This window comes from Streptomyces sp. NPDC001513 (assembly GCF_042894695.1).
In the GTDB taxonomy this organism is placed as follows: Bacteria; Actinomycetota; Actinomycetes; order Streptomycetales; family Streptomycetaceae; genus Streptomyces.
In genome coordinates, this window is record NZ_JBIAVU010000001.1 from 193721 (window position 1) to 212806 (window position 19086).

General features: G+C 73.5%; 14 protein-coding genes. 5 read left to right on the top strand and 9 right to left on the bottom strand.

What is annotated here, in order from left to right:
• Positions 1-23 precede the first annotated feature (23 nt).
• From ACFYZ4_RS01045 to ACFYZ4_RS01055, 3 genes are all read right to left on the bottom strand, one after another.
• Complete coding sequence (locus tag ACFYZ4_RS01045) at positions 24-1442, bottom strand: PucR family transcriptional regulator (protein WP_390782612.1); 1419 nt, start codon at positions 1440-1442, stop codon at positions 24-26.
• A gap of 160 nt (positions 1443-1602) precedes the next feature.
• Entirely contained in the window at positions 1603-2058 is a 456-nt protein-coding gene (locus tag ACFYZ4_RS01050) for a (2Fe-2S)-binding protein (RefSeq protein WP_351299682.1), read from the bottom strand.
• Between the two features lie 57 nt (positions 2059-2115).
• Positions 2116-4470: a molybdopterin cofactor-binding domain-containing protein gene (locus tag ACFYZ4_RS01055; RefSeq protein WP_390782613.1), complete on the bottom strand. Its 2355-nt coding sequence runs from the start codon at positions 4468-4470 to the stop codon at positions 2116-2118.
• Positions 4471-4957: 487 nt separating this feature from the next.
• Here ACFYZ4_RS01055 and ACFYZ4_RS01060 point away from each other — a divergent pair, with 487 nt between their 5' ends.
• The gene (locus ACFYZ4_RS01060; RefSeq protein WP_351299688.1) at positions 4958-6379 is read left to right on the top strand and encodes a SpoIIE family protein phosphatase; all 1422 of its coding nucleotides are present in this window, start codon (positions 4958-4960) and stop codon (positions 6377-6379) included.
• Between the two features lie 129 nt (positions 6380-6508).
• Here ACFYZ4_RS01060 and ACFYZ4_RS01065 read toward each other — a convergent pair whose 3' ends face one another.
• A complete protein-coding gene (locus tag ACFYZ4_RS01065; RefSeq protein ID WP_351299691.1) occupies positions 6509-7996 on the bottom strand; it encodes a hypothetical protein in 1488 nt (495 codons plus the stop codon).
• A gap of 230 nt (positions 7997-8226) precedes the next feature.
• On the opposite strand from ACFYZ4_RS01065, the gene ACFYZ4_RS01070 reads away from it, so the two are divergent.
• From ACFYZ4_RS01070 to kstD, 3 genes are all read left to right on the top strand, one after another.
• Complete coding sequence (locus ACFYZ4_RS01070) at positions 8227-9351, top strand: aminoglycoside phosphotransferase family protein (RefSeq protein WP_351299694.1); 1125 nt, start codon at positions 8227-8229, stop codon at positions 9349-9351.
• 192 nt (positions 9352-9543) lie between these two features.
• Positions 9544-9936 carry an MmcQ/YjbR family DNA-binding protein gene (locus tag ACFYZ4_RS01075; protein WP_351299697.1) on the top strand — a complete coding sequence of 131 codons (393 nt, stop codon included), beginning with the start codon at positions 9544-9546 and terminating at the stop codon, positions 9934-9936.
• 131 nt (positions 9937-10067) lie between these two features.
• Positions 10068-11858 (top strand): 3-oxosteroid 1-dehydrogenase, encoded by a 1791-nt coding sequence (gene kstD, locus ACFYZ4_RS01080; protein ID WP_390782614.1) that lies wholly within the window; start codon positions 10068-10070, stop codon positions 11856-11858.
• A 35-nt stretch (positions 11859-11893) separates the two neighbouring features.
• On the opposite strand, the gene ACFYZ4_RS01085 is transcribed toward kstD, so the two are convergent.
• Positions 11894-12394: a hypothetical protein gene (locus ACFYZ4_RS01085; RefSeq protein WP_030714404.1), complete on the bottom strand. Its 501-nt coding sequence runs from the start codon at positions 12392-12394 to the stop codon at positions 11894-11896.
• Positions 12395-12850: 456 nt separating this feature from the next.
• On the opposite strand from ACFYZ4_RS01085, the gene ACFYZ4_RS01090 reads away from it, so the two are divergent.
• Positions 12851-14491 (top strand): PKD domain-containing protein, encoded by a 1641-nt coding sequence (locus ACFYZ4_RS01090; protein WP_390782615.1) that lies wholly within the window; start codon positions 12851-12853, stop codon positions 14489-14491.
• A 16-nt stretch (positions 14492-14507) separates the two neighbouring features.
• On the opposite strand, the gene ACFYZ4_RS01095 is transcribed toward ACFYZ4_RS01090, so the two are convergent.
• The 4 genes from ACFYZ4_RS01095 to ACFYZ4_RS01110 all read right to left on the bottom strand — a co-directional run bounded on the left by ACFYZ4_RS01095 (position 14508) and on the right by ACFYZ4_RS01110 (position 19036).
• Positions 14508-17393, bottom strand: a complete 2886-nt coding sequence (locus ACFYZ4_RS01095) for an ATP-binding protein (RefSeq protein ID WP_390782616.1) — start codon at positions 17391-17393, stop codon at positions 14508-14510.
• Between the two features lie 90 nt (positions 17394-17483).
• Positions 17484-17927, bottom strand: a complete 444-nt coding sequence (locus ACFYZ4_RS01100) for an ACT domain-containing protein (RefSeq protein WP_351299712.1) — start codon at positions 17925-17927, stop codon at positions 17484-17486.
• A gap of 68 nt (positions 17928-17995) precedes the next feature.
• Positions 17996-18466, bottom strand: a complete 471-nt coding sequence (locus ACFYZ4_RS01105) for a hypothetical protein (protein ID WP_390782617.1) — start codon at positions 18464-18466, stop codon at positions 17996-17998.
• A 330-nt stretch (positions 18467-18796) separates the two neighbouring features.
• Complete coding sequence (locus ACFYZ4_RS01110) at positions 18797-19036, bottom strand: DUF397 domain-containing protein (RefSeq protein WP_351299718.1); 240 nt, start codon at positions 19034-19036, stop codon at positions 18797-18799.
• Between the last annotated feature and the right edge of the window lie 50 nt (positions 19037-19086).

The following is a 19086-nucleotide window of genomic DNA, read 5'->3' on the forward strand; positions in this document are numbered from 1 at the left end:
GATCATCCCTTTTGCGGCTTGTGTCACCCGGCGAGCTCCTCCGCCCGGTGAGCCAGCCACAGGTCGTGCCGGGCACTCGGGGACTGCAGCAGGGAGCGTTCCAGCAGCACCTCGATCCGGGTCAGCCGCTTGCGGGCGCCCGGGACGGAGACGCCCAGCGCCGCGGCCGCCGCCGCGAGTTGCGCGTCGTGCGCCAGCCAGGCGCGGACCGTGGTCCGGGCACCCGACGGGGCGTCCGGTCCGCTCAGCGCGCTCAGCTGGGCACGGGCCCAGGCCGTCACGCGCGGATCGCGCAGCACCGCGTCGAGACCGGGGGCGGCCGCCGCGGCCACCCCCTTCCCCCGCCACGCCCCCGGGGTCAGCCGCAGCGCCAGCGAGAGCGCCGCCTGGTCCCCGAGGCGCGCGAGGTCCAGCCCGAGCAGCGCCTCGACCAGCCGGAGCCTGGCGGCCAGGGTGTTGCGGTGGATCTTCAGCAGCCGCGTGGCGTGCGCGGCGAAGTTCAGCCAGGCGTGGGCGGTGGCGCGCAGTTCCTGGCCGCCGGGGTCCTGGGGGCGCCGGGGCTCGTACGCGTACAGGGGCGCGAGCAGGGCCTCGGCCCAGCCGGCCCCGGCCTCGTGCGCGGCGAGCACCAGCTCGGGGCCGGGCCCGAAGCGGGCGTGCCGCTCGCCCCGTTCCCGGGCCACGGCCAGGGCGTGGAAGGCCTGCTGGTAGGCGGCCGGGGCCTCGCGCAGGCGCAGCTCGCCACTGACCCCGACCGTGCTGTCCGGGGCCACCGCCACCAGAGCCTCGGCGAGCGGGTCGTGGCCGGCGGACACCGCCGCCGGGCCGGCCGGGACCAGCACGATGAGGTGGCGTACGTAGACCGGGCAGCGCACGATCCAGGCCCGGCCGTCCGTCAGCTCCTCGCACCGCCGCGCCACTTCGGCGCGCCGGCCGGTGCGGCATTCGACGACGTACATCCGCATCGGCTCGGGCAGCGAGGGCCCCAGCGCCTCGGCGATCTGGTGGGCGGTGGAGAGCCGCCCGTTCATCAGCAGGTGCAGCACCGCCTCGCGGGCCCGCGACTCGGCGCGCGCGGCCCGCTCCTCCCGCCGCGCGGCCTCCTCGGCGCGCAGGACGAGCGCCAGCGGTACGGCGGCGTTCGCGAGCAGGGCGGCGGCGTCGGGGTGGTGCGGCTGTTCCAGTACGGCGGCCAGCGCGCGCCCGTCGTCCAGCGCGAACAGCAGCGTGGCGGAGCCGGGGGCGTGCAGGACGGCCGACCGCACGCCGCGGGCGCTCAGCTCGGCGGCGCCCCGCACGGCGGTCTCCGGCCCCGGGCCCCGCCCGGCGTCCACGACCCCGGTCCATCCGCCGAGGCGGGCGGAGAGCCACTCCAGCAGCGCCGCCGATCCTCCGGCGTGGGCGAGCCGGTGCAGTTTGAGGACGTCGTCGGACCGGGGCACGGGCGCATTCAACCACCCGCCGCTCACTGTGCGCTGTGATACCCGTCTCGCCCGGTCACTGGGCACGGCGAACCCTGTCAACGACCGCCGGGCCGCGTAGGTTTGGCCACGAGCGGCCGGGTCCCGGCATTCACGGGGGAAGTCCGGGACCCGCCGCCGCTCACATCCTGGCGGCCGCGCTGCGGATGGCCTCGCGGATGCGGAAGTACGTGCCGCAGCGGCAGATGTTGGCGATGGCGTCGATGTCCTCGTCCGTGGGCTCGCTCGTGCGCTTGAGCAGGGCGACGGCGGCCATGATCTGGCCGGGCTGGCAGAAGCCGCACTGGGCGACGTCCTGTTCGAGCCAGGCCTCCTGGACCGGGTGCAGTTCGTCCCCGTTCGCCAGCCCCTCGATGGTGGTCACCGACCTGCCCGCGCACGCGGAGACGGGCACCACGCACGGGCGGACGTCGGCGCCGTCGAGGTGGCTCGTGCAGGCCTTGCAGACGTCCACCCCGCAGCCGTACTTGGGGCCGCGGACTCCCAGCATGTCGCGGAGCACCCACAGCAGGGGCAGGTCGTCGGGCGCGTCCACGGTGACGCTCTGCCCGTTGACGGTGAAGGTGTGCGAGGGCACGTCGTACTCCTGGATCCGGACCGGCGAGGGGGGTGGGGAACGGGCGGGGGAAGCGGGCTAGCGGGGGTAGGGGGTGAAGTCGACGTCGAAGTCGAGGGGGAAGCTGCGCGGCTTGGAGCCGGTGGCCCGGGCCCAGGCGTTGGCGATCGCGCCGACGGCGGCGGGCACGCCGAGCTCGCCCGCGCCGCCCGGCTCCTCACCGGTCGCCGGCAGCACGAAGACCCGTACGTCACGCGGGGTGTCCCGCTGCTGCGCCCAGTGGAACTGGCTGTAACTGCCCTCCAGCGGCAGCCCCTTGTCCAGGTGCAGCCCCGCGCGCAGGGTGGTGGAGATGGCGTCGGTGAGACCGCCGATCATCTGCGCCTCCAGCCCGCGCGGGTTGACCGGCAGGCCCACGTCCACGGCGATGACCGCCTTGGTGACGCGGACGTGTTCCGGGTCCCGGGTGTCGATCTCGACGAGGCACGCGGTGCGGGACTTGTACTCCTCGTGGAAGGCGATGCCCTGCGCGCAGCCCGCCTCCATCGGCCGCCCCCACTCCCCTTCCGTGGCCACCTTGTCGAGTACGGCGCGCTGGGCGTCGGTCTTCAGGAAGGTGCGGCGGAAGCGGTAGGGGTCCCGGCCCGTGCGGGCGGCGAGTTCGTCGACCACGATCTCCTCGGCGCCGCGCGTGTTGGCGGAGTACACCGAGCGCCAGGACCCGGTGGGGATGCCGGTGGGCACCTCGGTGAGGGCCTGGGTGGTGAGCCCGAAGTGGTACGGGGACTTCACCGTGGTCAGGAACAGGGTCTGGGCGAGGGTGGCGTTGCCGATCCCCAGCGGCAGGCTCGCCGCGGTGGCGGTGATGATCTCGCCGAGCCCGTGCCGGAAGTCGGTCTCGGCGGCGGCGACCCGGTGCTCGAAGGTGAGGACCTCGCCCAGCAGGTGGGTGGCCCGGATCTTGTGGTGGGTGGCGGGGCGCATCCGGCCGTGCCGGGTGTCGTCCACGCGGGTCCACATGAGCCTGACCGGGCGGCGGCAGGCCTTGGAGATGCGGGCGGCCTCCAGGGCGGCGTCGAAGAAGAGCCGCCGGCCGAAGGAGCCGCCGGCCTGGACCACGTGCACCTGCACCTTGGCCAGGGGCAGGCCGAGGTCGGCGGCGATGGTCTCGCGGGCCACGATCGGGGACTTGAGGCCGGACCAGATCTCGGCGCGGTCGTCGCGGACGTCGGCGATGGCGGAGTTGGTCTCCATCGGGGCGTGGCTGACGAAGGCGAAGTCGAACTCGGCGTCCACGTACGGGGTCAGCAGCGGCGGCACCAGCAGCGGCGGGGTGGCGGCGCGCAGCTTGGCGCGGATCTGGGTGTCGGACAGCTGGTCGGCGGGACCGGGTCCCCAGGTGACCTGGAGGGCGGACTTGGCGGTGATGGCCTGCCCGAACGTCTCGGCGACGACGGCGACCCCGGTGGGGACGGTCACCACGTGCAGGACGCCGGGCATGGCCCGGACGGCGGCGAAGTTGGCGACGGAGCGGACGGTGCCGCCGAGGGTGGGCGGGCGGCGCACCACGCAGGGCTTGGCGCCCGGCACGTCGAGGTCGAGGGTGTACTGCTGGGCGCCGGTGACCATGGCGCGGGCGTCGACGCGGCTGGTGGGCCTGCCCACGAGCGTGTGCTTCGCCGTCTTCTTGGGGGTGGCGCCGAGGACGATCAGGCCGGGGTCGGCGGCGGCCGCGGCGAGGGAACCGTAGTCGGCGGTGCGGCCGTCGGGAGCGCGGACGGCCCCGTTCGCGGTGGTCAGTGACGCCGCGGAGAGGCCCCAGCGGCGGGCGGCGGCCGCGACGAGGCGGGCCCGGGCGGTGGCGGCGCACTGGCGGACGGGCCCGTAGAGGGAGCGGATCGAGTTGGACGATCCGGTGAGCTGGTTGAAGAGCAGCTCGGGCCGCGCGTCGTCCAACTCCACGCGTACGTCGGCCAGTGGCGCGTCGAGTTCCTCGGCGACCAGCATGGCCACCGCGGTGGTGAGGCCCTGGCCGACCTCCTCGCGCGGCAGCCGGAAGCGGATGGTGCCGTCCGCCTCCACGGCGAGCGCCAGCAGGGCGGAGGTGGGCGCCCCGGCCAGGATGAACAGGTCGCCGAGGTCGATCACGTCTGCGATGGCGGGCAGGGACGGCACCACGGCGTGGGCGGGCTGCGGGGCGAGCGCGTCGGCGCCGGCGCGGGTGACGAGGGCGAGGGTCGGCGCGGCCACGAGGTAAGTGAGGAAGGACCGGCGGCTCTGCCCGGCGGAACGGGTCTGCCCCGTGGCGCGGGTCTCCCCGGCGGTGCGGGTCTCCCCGGCGGTCCGGGTCTCCCCGGCGGTCCGGGTCTGCCCGGCGTCGTCGTCCCGGCGCGTGGCGCGGTCCTGCCCGGCGGCGTGGTCGTACCCGCTCATGTTCGTTGTGTCCCCACGCTGCGCGGGCCCGCCCGTGCGGACCTCCCCCGGTTCATTACCGGCACGTAGGGTAGCGATCCGCCGGTGCGGTGGGAAGCCTGGGATCCGTATCGACTCGCGGCAGGGGTCCTCCGTTCGGGGGTATCCCGGTGAGCCCCGTTGATCCGGGCCCGGTACGAGTGCGGCGCCCGGCCGGCCTCGCACACCTCGGCCGTACGATCGAGCGGCGCCCGGCGGAGGGCCTGTTTCCGGCCGCCTCTGCCACCCCGCTCCGGCCCCCACCGGCAGGTGCCGGTCCCGCCCCGCCGAGGGGCACTGACCGGATTCGTTCGCACACGGAACAGCCGCCGTAAGGCCTACGACATATGCCAGAAGCAAGAACGTAGCGGATGTTGCCAAACGCCTTACACGCCGTCGCGCCCTGTGCAACAGTCGTTACCGGTCCTTCCTTCAGACTTGGCCGTGCCGCGCCTGTATCGGAGTTCTCATGCCGTCCCACCTGTTCGCGGACCGTTCCGCGCAGCCGCCAGAGCCGGGGTCGGTGGACGCGCTGATCTCTCAGACCCGGCGGCTGCGGGGAGAAGTGGACGCGGTCCGCCGCGACACCGTCGTGGACGACGACGACGCCCAGGGCCGCTGGCAGCGCGCACTGTGCGATCTCGCCGTCCACCACCTCGACGACCTCCGCGAGCACCTCGACCAGCTCAAAGAGGGCCTGCCGCCGGTGCCCGAGACCATCGAGCTCCCGCAGGCGGCGCTCGAGGCCGGGCCCGAGGCCCAGACCCGCGTCGGCAGCGCCGAGTGGAACCTGCTGACGGACGAAGTCAGCTGGTCCGACGAGCTGTTCCAGATCTTCGGGCGCTCGCCCGAGGCCGGCGCGCTCCCCCTCGACGAACTGGGCTCCACCCTGTTCTCCGAGGACCAGCCGCTGCTCACCGCGTGGGTCACCGCCTGCCTGGTGGACGGCAAACCGATCGACGGCGAGTTCCGCATCGTCCGGGCCGACGGCCGCGTCCGGACGCTGCACATGAGGGGCGAGCCGGTACTCGACTCCGACGGCTGCGCGGCCTCCATGTGGGCCGTGCTCCGGGACGTGAGTGAACTGCGCCGGAGCCAGCGTGCGGTGCGCGAGTCCCGTGACTCGCTGCAGCGCCAGCGGGAGATCGCGCAGACCGAGCACCGGCTGGCGGTCGAGCTGCAGGAAGCCGTGCTCCCCCCGTGGCGCGGCTCCCTGCGGTTCCCGCACAGCAGCGCGGGCACCCTGGACGTGGCCGCCCACTACCTGCCGTCCGCGACCAGCGCGCTGATCGGCGGCGACTGGTACGACGCGCTCGAACTCCCCGACGGACGCTCGATGCTGACGGTCGGTGACCTGACCGGGCACGGGGTGACCGCCACCTCCGGGATGGCGATGATGCTGGGCGCCCTGCGCGGAATGGCCATGGCGGGGATCGAGCCGGGCCCGCTGATGGGCTGGCTCAACCAGCTCCTGGAGACCTCCGTACAGCCGGCGCTCGGCTCGGCCGTGTGCTGCCGCTACGATCCCGCGCGCCGGGTGCTGTCCTGGGCGCAGGCGGGCCACCCGGCACCGCTGCTGTTCCGCCGCGGGTCGGGCCGGTCCCTGCTGCCGCCGGAGGGCGTCCTGCTGGGCGCGACCTCCGGAGCCTCGTACGGACAGGCCGAGGAACGGCTCGAAGTCGGCGACCTGTTGGTGCTGCACACGGACGGACTGACCCCGCGCAGCATCGAGTTCAGCCGGGCCGACGGCACCGAACGGCTCCTGGCCCTCGCGCCGCGGTTCTCGGCGGCGCGGTCGGCGCAGGACTGCGTACGGCTCGTCATCGAGGAGTTCGGCGAGAGCGAGCGGGAGGACGACGCCTGCGTGCTCGTGGCCCGGGTGGGCGGGTAACGGGCGCCGACCGTACGGGCTTCGGGCCCACGGGTTCAGGGGCCGCGCCGGAAGGCGCGGCCTTTCTCGTCTCCGTACACGGTGTGGGGGGCACTCGGGCGGACCGGGCGGACGGGGGCCGACGTGGGACTACACCCCCGTGGCGCGCGGCGCCGGGCTGTCCGGGAGGGCCAGCTTGATCTCCTGGCGCAGGTCCTCGATGCGCGCGTAGCCTGAGTACTGGGCGGTGAGCCGGTACATCTCGCGCAGCCGGTCCCAGGTCCGGTGCGAGGAGGTCTCGTTCATCGAGACCAGGGCCAGGCGGGCGTAGCGGTCGGCCTGTTCCGGCTCGTCGGCGATGAAGCAGGCCGAGGCCATGGAGATGTAGTCGAAGATCTGCGAGCGCTGGTAGCCCTCGCCCCGCAGCCGCAGGGCCTCGCGGGCGTGGCGCGCGGCGATCGGCGCCGCCGAGGCGTCGTGGTCGGCGAGGGTGCGGTAGGCGAGGGCCTGCATGCCGTGCAGGTCGGCCTCGTCGAAGTGCTGCATCCAGCTCGGCGGCGGTACGTCGCCCTTGTCGGAGACGAACAGTTCCTCCGCCTCGCCCAGGGTGCGGCGCATCGCCTGGCCCTTGCCCATGGCGGCCTGCGCCCAGGCCTCGATGGTGTGCAGCATGGCGCGGGTGCGCGGCAGGGTCTGCTCGCCCGAGCCCGACTGGGCGAGCTTCATCAGGTCCAGGGCCTCGTTCGGCTTGCCCAGGTGGACCATCTGGCGGGCGGCACGGGACAGCGCCTCGCCGGCGCGCGGCCGGTCGCCCCCCTCGCGGGCCGCGTGCGCCGCGATGACGAAGTACTTCTGCGCCGTGGGCTCCAGGCCCACGTCGTGGGACATCCAGCCCGCGAGCACCGCCAGGTTGGCCGCCACCCCCCAGAGCCGCCGCTGGAGGTGGTCGGGGTGGTGGTAGGCGAGCATCCCGCCCACCTCGTTGAGCTGGCCGACGACGGCCTTGCGCTGGAGTCCACCGCCTCTGGAGGCGTCCCAGGCGCGGAACACCTCCACGGAGCGCTCCAGGGCCTCGATCTCCTGGGAGCCGATCGGCGCCGCCTCGTAGCGGTCGTATCCCGCGGGATCGGCCTGGAAGGCCTCCCCGAAGTGCCGCGCCTCCTTCGCGAGGGCGGGGTCGGTGTGCAGCCAGTCGTACATGGCGTTGCTGAGGGCGGAGCCGGCGGTGAGCACGGCGCCCGCGCCCATCAGACCGCGACGGTTGAGCATGAGGTCCATTCCCGTGAATTCGGTGAGGACCGCGGCTGTGCGTTCGGGCGCCCACGGCATCCCGTCGGGGTTCTCACGAGCCCCTTCCGGCTGCCGTCTGGAGGTGCGCCGCTGCCGTACGAACCCGAGGTCCTCGATGGTCACGACACGACCGAGCCGCTCGGTGAACAGTGCTGCCAGTACCGTGGGAACTGGTTCGCGCGGGGTCTCCCCCATGTCGATCCAGCGCCGCACCCGCGAGGTGTCGGTGGCCAGCTGGGGGTGGCCCATGGCCGCCGCCTGCCGATTGACCATCCTCGCCAGTTCGCCCTTCGACCAGCCGGCCAGGCCGAACAGGTCGTTCAAGCGGGTGTTTGGACCTTTGCTCACGTCAAGCCCCCAGGTTCTCGGCTGAGTTGACAGTAGCCCCCCGTCAGATGCCCAGCGACTATTCGCCAGGCTTCGCCAGGGCACGCCCGATGGTTCGCCACCTTGCGCCGGGTGTCAGGTAGGAATGCGCCTCCCCGACCCGGTCACCGGCGGAACTCCCCAGGGTGAAGCACGGGATCCGGCGGGGCGGCGTACGCAACTCGTCGGCGCACGAAGGGATCCGTATCACCATGTACGCAGCAACCTCCTCCGTGTCCGCACCGGTCCGGCCGCACCGCACGCTCCCGGCGGGCGGCGGCCCCTACCTCGAGCCCGGCCGCCCGTCGGCACCGGTGCAGGGCACCGTCCGGGCGCGGCGCATGCCGGGTACCGGGTCACAGCCCGTCAGCGGCAGAATCGACCTCTCGGGGCCGCAGGGGGCGCAACTGCGCACCGCGCTCGCCTCGGTGCAGCGGATCTGTCCGGAGTTCGCGCCGGTGCAGGTGCTGCGGCGCAGCGGCCGCTCGGTCCTCCTGGTGGGCACCACAGGGCGGATGACCGCCGTCGCGAAGGTTTTACTGGACCACTCGCCGGAGTGGCGCGAGCGCTACCGGCACGAAATAGCGGCGTACCGGACGTTCGTCCGGCACCGCCCGCCGGTCCGGGTGCCGCGGCTGATCGCCGCCGACCCCGAGAACTGCACGCTGGTGGTGGAGCGGATGGCGGGCCGGGTCGCGGCCCTGCAGCGGCACCCGGTGGAGCCGCCGCCGCGGGTGGACCTGCGGGCGGCCCTGGGTGCGGTGTGCCGGGTCAACCAGTGGCGGCCGCCGGCCGAGCTGTTCGGAACCCCGATGAACTACGCGCGGCGGATCGCCCGCGACTACGAGTTGGGGCTGCTGACCGACCGGGACCTCGGCGACCTGCAAAAGCTGCTGCACAGCGTGAAGCTGTCGGGCACGGCGCTGCAGTTCAACCACGGTGACGCACTGCTGTCGAACCTGCTGCTGTCCCCGGCCGGTCCGGTGCTGCTCGACTGGGAGCACGCGGGCTGGTACCTGCCGGGCTACGACCTCGCCACGCTGTGGACGGTCCTGGGCGACGCCCCGGCCGCCCGCGCCCAGATCAGCCGGCTCGCGCAGTCGGCCGGTCCGGCCGCGCGGGACGCCTTCCTGGTCAATCTGATGCTGGTGCTGACCCGGGAGATCCGGATGTCCGAGACGGCGGTGCAGCGCTCGATGCTGGCGACCGCCCCGACCCAGCCGCTGCCGGCGGGCTCCCTGTCCTCCGGGGAGGAACAGCGGCTGCTGCTCCGCCGCCTGCACGACGACGCGGGGATGGCACGCAGAGCGGTCCGCGCGGCGGTCGGCACGCGCTGATCCCGCCAGGTGGGCCAGGCGCCCCTTGTACGCGAAGTCCCGTGGCCCCCACCGCCACGGGACTTCGCTCGTTCGCGGATGCGCAGATGCCCGGGGGCAGTGCGGGCGGCTTCCCGGCCACGCGGTGCGGTCGTGCCCCGGATGTCCGGTCGGGCTCCGTTAGCGTGGGGAGACGATCGACGGGAGGCGCTGATGAAGTCCGGAGTGCGCAAGTGGCAGGCCGTGCGGGAGTTCGCCCTCGGCCTTCCGGAGGCCGTGGAGGAATTTCCCTGGGGCCCCGAGGACTGTGTGGTGAAGGTGAACAAGAAGATCTTCGTCTTCCTGGGCAACACCGACGGGCCGGGGCAGCCCGGCCTGTCCGTCAAGCTCAAGGACGAGGCGCTGCACGGGCACGCGATGGCCGCGCCGGGAGCGGAGCCCACCGGATACGGTCTGGGCCGCTCCGGCTGGGTGTCCGTCCCGCTGCCGGAGAAGGGGGCGCCCTCCGCGCAGGTGCTGTGCGAGTGGGTGGAGGAGAGCTACCGGACGGTGGCCCTGAAGCGGCACGTGAAGGAACTGGACGCCCGGATGCGGCCGGAGGGCTGAGCCCTCGGTCGTGCGCCCGTGCGCCGGATGCCTTGACATCACATGATCCCCCGAAGACCTTTTCTGACTCAGCATCAGAAATGCTGGAGGAGCGCCACCCCTCGTCCTCCCCACACCGCTGGAGCCTGCCCATGTCCGCAAGCGCTTCACGCACCTCCCCCGGAACCCTCCCGTCGAGACGTACGGTCCTCGCCGGTTCGGGGGCCGGGGTGCTCGCCGCCACCGTGCTGCCGTCCGCCGCAGCGCGGGCCGCCGCCCAGGACGGCCCCCCGCTCGGCGAGTTCGATGTCGTCGTGGTCGGGTCCGGGGCCGCCGGGATGACCGCCGCGCTCACCGCCGCCAGGCGGGGGCTGAGCGTGCTGGTCGTCGAGAAGGCCCCCACCTTCGGCGGTTCGGCCGCCCGGTCCGGGGCCGGCATCTGGCTGCCGAACAACTCCGTGATCCTGGGCGCCGGGGTACCGGACACCCCGCAGAAGGCGGCGACGTACCTCGCGGCCGTGGTCGGGCCGGAGGTGCCGGCCGACCGCCAGTCCGCCTTCCTCTCCCACGGTCCGCGGATGCTGGATTTCGTGATGGCCAACAGCCCGCTCAGGTTCCGGTTCATGGAGGGGTACAGCGACTACTACCCCCACCTGCCCGGCGGCCTGCCGAACGGCCGGTCCATCGAGCCTGACCAGCTCGACGGCAACATCCTCGGCGCCGAACTGGCCCGGCTGAACCCGGCGTACATGCCCGTCCCCGCCGGAATGGTGGTCTTCAGCCAGGACTACAAGTGGCTGAACCTGGCGGCGGTGAGCGCCAAGGGTCTCGCGGTGTCCACCGAGTGCCTGGCGCGCGGCGCGAAGGCGGCGCTCCGCGGGGAGAAGCCGCTGACGATGGGCCAGTCCCTGGCGGCCGGGCTGCGCGCGGGGCTCCAGCGGGCCGGGGTCCCGGTGTGGCTGAACAGCCCGCTGGTCGACCTGGTCCAGGAGGGCGGCGCGGTCACCGGCGTGGTGGTGGAGAAGGACGGCGTACGGGGGACCGTACGGGCGCGGCGCGGGGTGATCGTCGGCTCGGGCGGCTTCGAGCACAACGCGGCGATGCGGGCGCAGTACCAGCAGCAGCCGATCGGCACGCAGTGGTCGGTGGGCGCGAAGGAGAACACGGGCGACGGGATCCGGGCGGGGCAGCGGGCCGGGGCGGCGCTGGCCCTGATGGAGGACGCGTGGTGGGGGCCGTCGATCCCGCTGCCCGGGGAGCCGTACTTCTGCCTCGCCGAACGGACCCTGCCGGGCGGGCTGATCGTGAACGCGAACGGGGTGCGGTTCGTCAACGAGGCGGCGCCGTACAGCGATGTGGTGCACGTGATGTACGAGAAGGACCGGGGCGCCACCGGTTCGCACATTCCGGCGTGGCTGATCGTGGATCAGAACTACCGCAACAAGTACCTGTTCAAGGACATCCTGCCGATGCTCGCCTTCCCCGATGCCTGGTACCAGGCGGGCGCGGCGAAGAAGGCGTGGACGTGGGACGCGCTGGCCGGCCAGATCGGGGTTCCGGCGGGTGCGCTGCGGGCGACGCTCAACCGGTTCAACGCGCAGGCGTGGAGCGGTACCGACTCCGACTTCCACCGGGGCGACACGGCGTACGACCACTACTACACGGACCCGAACGTGCACCCGAACTCGTGCCTGGCGCCGATCTGGGCCCCGCCGTTCTACGCGTTCAAGATCGTGCCGGGGGACCTCGGGACGAAGGGCGGCATCGTGACGGACGCGCGGGCCCGTGCGCTGCGGCCGGACGGCTCGGTGATCCGTGGCCTGTACGCGGCGGGCAACGCGAGCGCGGCGGTGATGGGCCACAGCTACGCGGGGGCCGGGTCGACGATCGGGCCCGCGATGACGTTCGGCTACGTGGCGGCGAACGACATCGCGGACGCGTGACGTCCCGGCGGGAGGCCTAGCGCGAGAGAGAGGGCCTAGCCCTGCTGGAAGAGCTCGGCGGGGAGCGGCTTCAGGAGGGCGTAGAGGTCGTCGGTGATCGGGCGGTCCCAGCTGGCGATGGTCACCAGCACGTTGTCGCTGCGATCGAACTGGACGCAGGAGATGCGGGACTCCGACAGCTTGATCTTCCGGACGATGAGGAGGTTGTCGCCCTGCATGACGGGGCAGTCCTCGACGCCGGTGACCTCGACGTCCTCGTCGTTCTCCAGGGCGTCGAGGAGCTGGGCCACCTCGAAGGGGACCTCGCCGTCGGAGAGCTCCCGGGCCGGGGAACCCTCGGGGAGGTTTCCGATGATCATCGCGGGGCCGCGTCCGCCGAACAGGTCGTAGCGGAGGAAGACACCCTGGCAGCTGCCGTCGGGCGCGGGCAGCAGCCCGGCCCCGAGATTGCCCGGCCAGTCCCCCGGGTCCATGGCCAGGACGTCGAAGTCCGGGCCGGCGGGTGTGGCGGCGCGGTGGCGGCGGAGGAAGGACATGCCGCCATGGTACGTGGCCGCACGGGTTTTCCGGCCCGGGGGCCCTGATCCCGGCACCGTCCGGGCCGGGTCCGCCGGACGGGCCGGTCAGACCGGGGGACCGGCGTGAACCGGTGCGGGAACAGGACGGCGTCACCGGCCGCACTCCGGCAGGACCTCGTCCGGCGCGAGGACGACCGCCCGGTTTTCCGGTCCGCCGATACTCCGGAAGCGGTACCGCTCCCCCGTCCCGGCGGGTGCCGCCTTCACGCACGGCGGGCCGGGGCCACCGCCTCGAAGGTCTGAGTCGCCCCGCGCGAACCGCTCCGCCGGCCGGCCGGGGCGGCCGGGACCTGGGCGACACGCCGAACGGCGGGTATGAGCCGATGCGAGGGAAATCGGACGGCCCTGTAGTCTGATCATGACCATCTGAACAGGTTCAACAACACTGGGGGGCCGGTGTACCGTCACCGTGTCATGATCTCCGCCGCCGTCGTCGCGGCATCCGTCGGTCTCGTCGTACCGAGCGCGGCCCACGCGGCCGAGCCGGCCGCGAACCACACGCAGGACGCGGGCAACAAGCTCGCGGCAGCCGTGGAGGAGGCGACGAAGACCGCCACCTTCAGCAGCCCGCCCGAGCGGTCCGTCCGCACGGCTCCGGCCGGGTCCTCGGCCGCCAAGGGCGCTCCGGCCGAGGCTTCGGACCACTATGTGGGTCTGGTCACCACCGGCTCCGGTGCGCGCACCATGGCCCTCTCCACCTGGGTCGCGAGCGAGCGGCTCGAGGTGTTCACGGTGACCGTCGACTGGGGCGACGGTCAGACGGCCACCCCCGGGTTCTCCGTCACGGACGAGTTCCTGCGCTTCAAGCACACGTACGCCAAGGTCGGCACCCACAAGATCACGGTGACGGCGACCGATTCGCTGACCAAGACGACCGTCACCAACAGCGTGGACATCGTCGTGGCGGGCTCCGACTTCACCCCGCACGCGCCCACCCGGCTGCTGGACACCCGGGACGGCACCGGGACCTCGTCGTCCCGGCCCGTCGCCCCGTACGGAACGACCCGGGTGAAGGTCGGCGGCAACAGCGGCATCCCCGAGGGGGTGACCGCCGTGGCCCTCAACATCACCGCGACCGGGGCCGCCGCCGACGGGCACATCGCCGCCTACGCGTCCGGCACCGAGCAGCCGACCACGTCGAACGTCAACTTCACCGCGGGACGGTCCGTTCCGAACCTGGCCATCGTGCCCGTCGGCGCGGACGGCTACGTCGAACTGGTCAACCGCAGCCCCGGCTCGGTGAACCTGATCGCGGACGTCACGGGCTACTTCGCCCGCTCCGCCTCCAGCGGCTACACCCCCATGGACCCCTTCCGTCTCGTCGACAGCCAGGAGGGCAAGGGCACCGCCAAGGGCCAGGTCGCCGGGCAGGGCTCCTTCGGCGTCCAGGTCGCGGGCCAGGGCGAGCTGCCGGCCGCGGGCATCACGGCCGTCGCCCTCAACGTCACGATCACCGCTCCCAAGGACTCGGGCCACCTGACCGTCTTCCCGAGCGGGCAGCAGGCTCCGATCACGTCGAACGTGAACTTCACCGCCGGCCAGACGGTCGCCAACTCGGTGATCGTGCCGGTGGGCCCGGACGGCAAGATCAACATACGCAACGGCTCCTGGAGCCCGACCGACGTGATCGTGGACGTGACGGGCTACTACAGCGCCGACGGCAAGGCCGCGTACCTGCCGCTCGAGCCGGAGCGCCTGCACGACTCGCGGAAGTTCTTCTGGCCGGTCGACGGCCAGGACTACCGGTACCAGACGCTGTTCGAGCCCAACGTCACGCTCGCGGGCGCGGTGATGAACGCCACCGTCACCAACACGGAGGGCAGCGGCCACCTCACGGTCGCCCCGGACCCGAACACCCGGGAGCAGTACGGCCAGAGCAAGGCCGTCAAGCCGACCCCGCCGAACTCCTCCAACCTGAACTGGACGAAGGGCGAGACCGTCTCGAACCTGGTCCAGGCGAGCGCCGGCAAGAACGACATCGTCGACTTCTGGAACCGGGGCTGGGAGCGCACCGACCTGGTCATCGACCTGTTCGGCGTGTACGCGAAGAACTGACGCAGGTCCCGAAGGCCTACGGTGCGTAGGCCTTCAGGGCGGCCGGCAGGCCCGGGGGATCGGCGCCGAGCTTGCGGCAGGCCGCGGACAGGGCCCATTCCGGGTCCGGTCCGCGGCGGCCGGAGCCGTCCGGGGCGGACGCGCCCGCCGCCTGCCGCGCCGCCCGGAGCTCCTCCTCCGTAAGTCCGTCCCGCGTGCGCCCTTCCGGCCCGGGGCCGTTCTCCGCGCCCTTCGTGTCCGGCCCGCACGGCAGGGTGCCGCCCAGCGCGAGCAGGACGTCGGTCGCGCGGGCCACCAGCCCGTCGGCCCCGCATTCCCGGGCCGTCACCACCGCCCGCGCCAGCAGGTCCGCGTCCCGCAGTTCGGCGCCCAGCGCGCCCAGGGCGCGGGCCAGTTCGTAGCCGGCCGGTGACTGCGCGAGCAGGCCGACCGCCTCTTCCAGCAGCCCGGCCCGGTCCTCCGGCGCCGCGACCTCGGCCGCCACCCGCAGGGCCTGGCCGATGCCCGAAGGGGCTCCGAAGGCACGGGCCCGCCGGACGGCATCGTCGGCCAGGGCACGCGCCCGGTCCGGATCGTCCGCGGCGACGGCCCGGGCCAGGTGCAGCTGCCACGGGCACCACGCCGGGTTCTGGATGCCGCGCGGCGTCAGCCGCCGGTCGACCTCCTCCAGCTCGGCGACGGCCGCCCGGACCTGGCCGCGGGCCAGCAGCAGTTCGGCGTAGACCGTCTGGGAGTCGGGGAAGACCACGGCCGCCGGGAAGGGCCTGCCGTACTCGTGCTCCCGTGCCAGCTCCCAGGCCTCGTCGGCCCGGCCCCGCGCGAGCAGCGTGGTGAGGAGGATGGCTATGGCGTACCAGTGCACGGGGGTGCGCCGGCCCACGCGTTCGGCCAGCCGCAGCCCGGCCCGTGCCAGCTCCTCGGCCTCGGCGAGCCGCCCGCGCCGGTAGCGGATGTAGGCGCGCAGGCTGTACGCGAAGGAGAGGTGCGCTCCGCGCCAGCCCTGCCGCTCGAACTCGGCGGTGCCCGCCTCGAACAGCTCCTCCGCCCGTCCCGGCCGGTCGGCGTACATGTGGGCCATCGCGACCAGGACCGGGACCTCGAAGCCTCGGTCCTCGTGGGCCCAGCTGAAGGGCCGCTCCAGCACCCGTCCGGCGTGGTGCAGCACCACGTCCACCGGTTCTCCCCGCAGGCAGGCGTCCCAGGCCCGCAGCGCGATGACGTACCGCTCGGTGACGTCGCGGCCGGTCAGCCGGTCGGCGAGCCGGGCGAGGCGCCGCGAGCGGGCCGGGGAGTCGGTCTCGGCGGCGTTGAAGGCGTCCCACATGAACTGCTCCGACTGCAGGCGCAGTCGGGCGCGGACGTCCTGGGTGTTCGGGATCTCCCGGGCGAGGGATTCCGAGGCCTCGGCGAGGCGGTCGCTGTGCGCGAGCACCTGGGCGAGCCGGATGACGATGCCCTGGCGCAGCGCCGGGTCGTCGAAGGGCTCGGCGAGGGCGGCCCGCAGGTGGTTGACGGTGTTCGCGGGCTCGGTGAGCAGGGAGGCGCAGCCGAGTTCGTACAGCACGGCCGCGCGTTCGTCGAAGTCCGGGGGCTCGCGCAGAGCGCGGGCGAGCTGGCGGCGGGCGGCCTCGGGGGCGCCGGCGCGGAGGTTCTCGCCGGCGGCCTCGCGCAGCACGCGCACCACCCAGGGGTCGTTCTCGGGGTGGGTCTCCAGCAGATGGCGGGCGGCGGCGGAGGAGCCGAGTCCGGCGTCGACGACGGCCGCGGCGGCCTTGCCGTGCAGGGCGACGCGGAGCGCGTCGGGGATGGCTCGGTAGATGCCGGTGGCGATGAGCGGGTGGACGAACTCCAGCCCCGCGTCGGGCTCTTCCGTGGCGGCGGACAGGATGCGCGCGTCGCGCAGCCGCCCGGTGGCGTCCACGGCCTCCTCGGCGCCGAGGGCGGCGACCCGGGCGGCGAGGTCCTGCGGGATGGCGGTGCCGAGGACGGCGCAGGCCCAGGCGAAGCGGACGGTGGAGGGGCCGAGGCGTTCGAGGCGGGCGGCGAGGCCGCTGCCGCGCTGGGCGGCGACGAGGTCGCTCAGCAGCGGGGCGTTCGCCTCGACCGGGGGCAGGCCCTTGTCGCGGACCTTGGCGGCCAGTTCGACGGCCTCGAAGGGGTTGCCGGTGGTGACGGCCCAGGCTTCCTGGCAGAAGGCGTCGTCGGCGTGGTCGCCGAGCCATTCGCGGACGAGGGCGGCGACGGCGGCCGGGGTGAGCGGAGCGAGGGGCAGCGGGCGCTGTCCCGCCCGGCCGGGCAGCGTACGGAAGGCCTCCGCGTCCGCCGGCAGTTCATCGGGCCGGTAGGCGACCACGAGGAGCAGCGGGAGGTGTTCGGCGCGCGGGGCGAAGGCGGCGAGCCAGCCGAGGGACTCGGGGTCGGCCCAGTGGGCGTCGTCGAGGACGAGGGTGACGGGGGCACGCTTGACGACGAGGTGGGTGAGGACCCAGTCGAGTCCGTCGCGCAGGCCCTGGGGGTCGGGCGGGGCGCCCTGTTCGGGGGCGCACAGCCCGAGGGCCGGTCCGACGATGGAGTACCAGCCCCCGAGGGCCGCGCGCAGTTCCTGCTCGGAGGTGCCGGCCAGCTGGGGCTGGATCAGCTGGCGGGCGACGTGGAAGGGCTGGCTCTGCTCCTGCTCCCCGCCGCGGGCGGCGAGGACGGTGCAGGAGCGGGCGTGGGCGCGGCGGCGCAGTTCGGCGAGCAGGGTGGTCTTGCCGAGGCCGGCCGGGCCGGAGAAGGCGAGCAGCGCGCCGCCGGCGTCCGGCCCGGGACCGGTGAGCTGGTCCAGGGCCTCGTCGACGGTGGCGAGTTCGGCCTCGCGTTCGACCATCGTGCGCCGCTTACGGGTCCGGCGGTCCGTCATGGCTGGTACCCCCCAGGCCTGTTCGGGACATCAGCGTACGCCCGCGCACAGGGCGAGGTGCCCCACAGTGAGGAAAGAATCCGATCTTCTTTACAAGCGACCTTCCGAGGGGTATTCCGGGGCGTTCCGGTCCTCTGCCGAACGCGCCGCGAGCTCCTCCAGGACGGCCACCGCCTCGGCGGCCCGGTCCGCGGCCACGAACAGGTGGTCGTGGTGGTAGCCGGCGATGACGTTGCAGCTCAAACCGTGTGCGCCGAGTTCGGCGGCGAAGGCCGCGGTGAGGCCGACGGCATCGAGGGCGGAGTGGATCCGCAGGGTGATCCAGCCCGCGGTGTAGTCGTAGGCGAGCCCGGCGGCGTCGGCGTCCTCCTGGCGCAGGACCAGGGTGAGTCCCTCTTGCTCCAGAACGGTGGCGACGGGCGCGGTGCCGGCGGGCACCGTGCCTCCGGGCACGGTGCAGAACACGTACCGCCCCTCGTTCAACTCGGGCCGCATTCCGCTCAGGAGCTTGCGCAGATCGTTCTCTCCACTCATGCCCCCACCCTACCCATCATCCCGATATGCCCGATTGGGCGCCGCCGGCCGGGCGTCCCGGCCGCCGCTCAGGTGTCCTCGTGGAGCCGCCGGTGCCACCAGGCGCGCGGACGGCCCCGCCAGTCGGCCCACCGGTCGGCGGGCGGGTCGGGGTCGGGAAGCGTGCGGCGGAGGAACTGCGCGTCCAGGTCCCGCAGTACGCGGCCCAGTGCGGTCCGGGCGACGGGCGGCAAGGCCCGCCGGAGGTTGGCCAGTTCGTCCCGGACGACGGCGATGTCGTCACGTGAGCAGCAGGGGCAGCCCTGGCACGGGGCGGGGCCCAGGAGCAGGGTGCCGCCGGGGCGGCGCAGGAAGTTCCGGTACCTGCTCAGCAGGTCCGCGATCTCGTCGGCGTGGCCGGGCCGGGCCCAGTGGGCGGCGGCAGCGGCATCGGGTGGCAGCCGGTCCACGGGCGGGAGCGGCCGCGTCCAGGCGGGTGGCCGCCGGTCCTCGTACGTTCCTCGTTCGGCGCGCAGCGCGCCGGGCCGTCTACGCGGCATCGCCCTTTCGGCGGATGATCGTCATGGCCCCATCCTGCCGGGGCGCTCCGCGGCGGGCAAGGGATTACGCGCGGGCGGCAAGGGGACCCGGGCCGCCGGCAAGGGGTGCGGGCGGCCACCGGGGCGGCAGCTCCGCGCCCGGTGGTGCCGCACGTACGAGATCGGCCTAGGCCGTCTCTTTCGGATCTGGCCGGTTAAGCCCGCGTCGTCTGGTGCCGTGCATCGCAAGGCGGAGGGGCGCCCGAGTACTGGACGTACTTGGGCGCCCCGACAACACGGCGAGGTGCGGTGCCAGGCGGCGCGGGCCAGGCCAGATCCGAAAGAGACGGCCTAGGTCAGGTCGAACTCCCCGCCTCGGGCGTTCAGCACGAACTTGTGCCACTCGTCCGGCGTGAAGATCAGCGAAGGGCTCTCCGGCCGCTCGCTGTTGCGCATCGCGATGAAGCCCTCCACGAAGGCGATCTGGACGTCACCCGCCCCCCGGCTGCTCGACTGCCAGTCCGCCTCGGTGAGATCGAGGTCCGGCTTGCCCCAGCCGGCGAGGGGTTGCGTAATCATGCTCTCGGCCACGTGCGTGCTCCTCCCGGTACGTCGTCCGGGGGCAAGGTTAACCACCGCAG

Coding starts and splice junctions, on each gene's coding strand:
- ACFYZ4_RS01055 (WP_390782613.1), bottom strand. CDS start 4,470: ATGAGCGGGTACGACCACGCCGCCGGGCAGGACCGCGCCACGCGCCGG.
- ACFYZ4_RS01075 (WP_351299697.1), top strand. CDS start 9,544: ATGAAGTCCGGAGTGCGCAAGTGGCAGGCCGTGCGGGAGTTCGCCCTC.
- kstD (WP_390782614.1), top strand. CDS start 10,068: ATGTCCGCAAGCGCTTCACGCACCTCCCCCGGAACCCTCCCGTCGAGA.
- ACFYZ4_RS01095 (WP_390782616.1), bottom strand. CDS start 17,393: ATGACGGACCGCCGGACCCGTAAGCGGCGCACGATGGTCGAACGCGAG.
- ACFYZ4_RS01070 (WP_351299694.1), top strand. CDS start 8,227: ATGTACGCAGCAACCTCCTCCGTGTCCGCACCGGTCCGGCCGCACCGC.
- ACFYZ4_RS01105 (WP_390782617.1), bottom strand. CDS start 18,466: ATGCCGCGTAGACGGCCCGGCGCGCTGCGCGCCGAACGAGGAACGTAC.
- ACFYZ4_RS01100 (WP_351299712.1), bottom strand. CDS start 17,927: ATGAGTGGAGAGAACGATCTGCGCAAGCTCCTGAGCGGAATGCGGCCC.
- ACFYZ4_RS01085 (WP_030714404.1), bottom strand. CDS start 12,394: ATGTCCTTCCTCCGCCGCCACCGCGCCGCCACACCCGCCGGCCCGGAC.
- ACFYZ4_RS01060 (WP_351299688.1), top strand. CDS start 4,958: ATGCCGTCCCACCTGTTCGCGGACCGTTCCGCGCAGCCGCCAGAGCCG.
- ACFYZ4_RS01090 (WP_390782615.1), top strand. CDS start 12,851: ATGATCTCCGCCGCCGTCGTCGCGGCATCCGTCGGTCTCGTCGTACCG.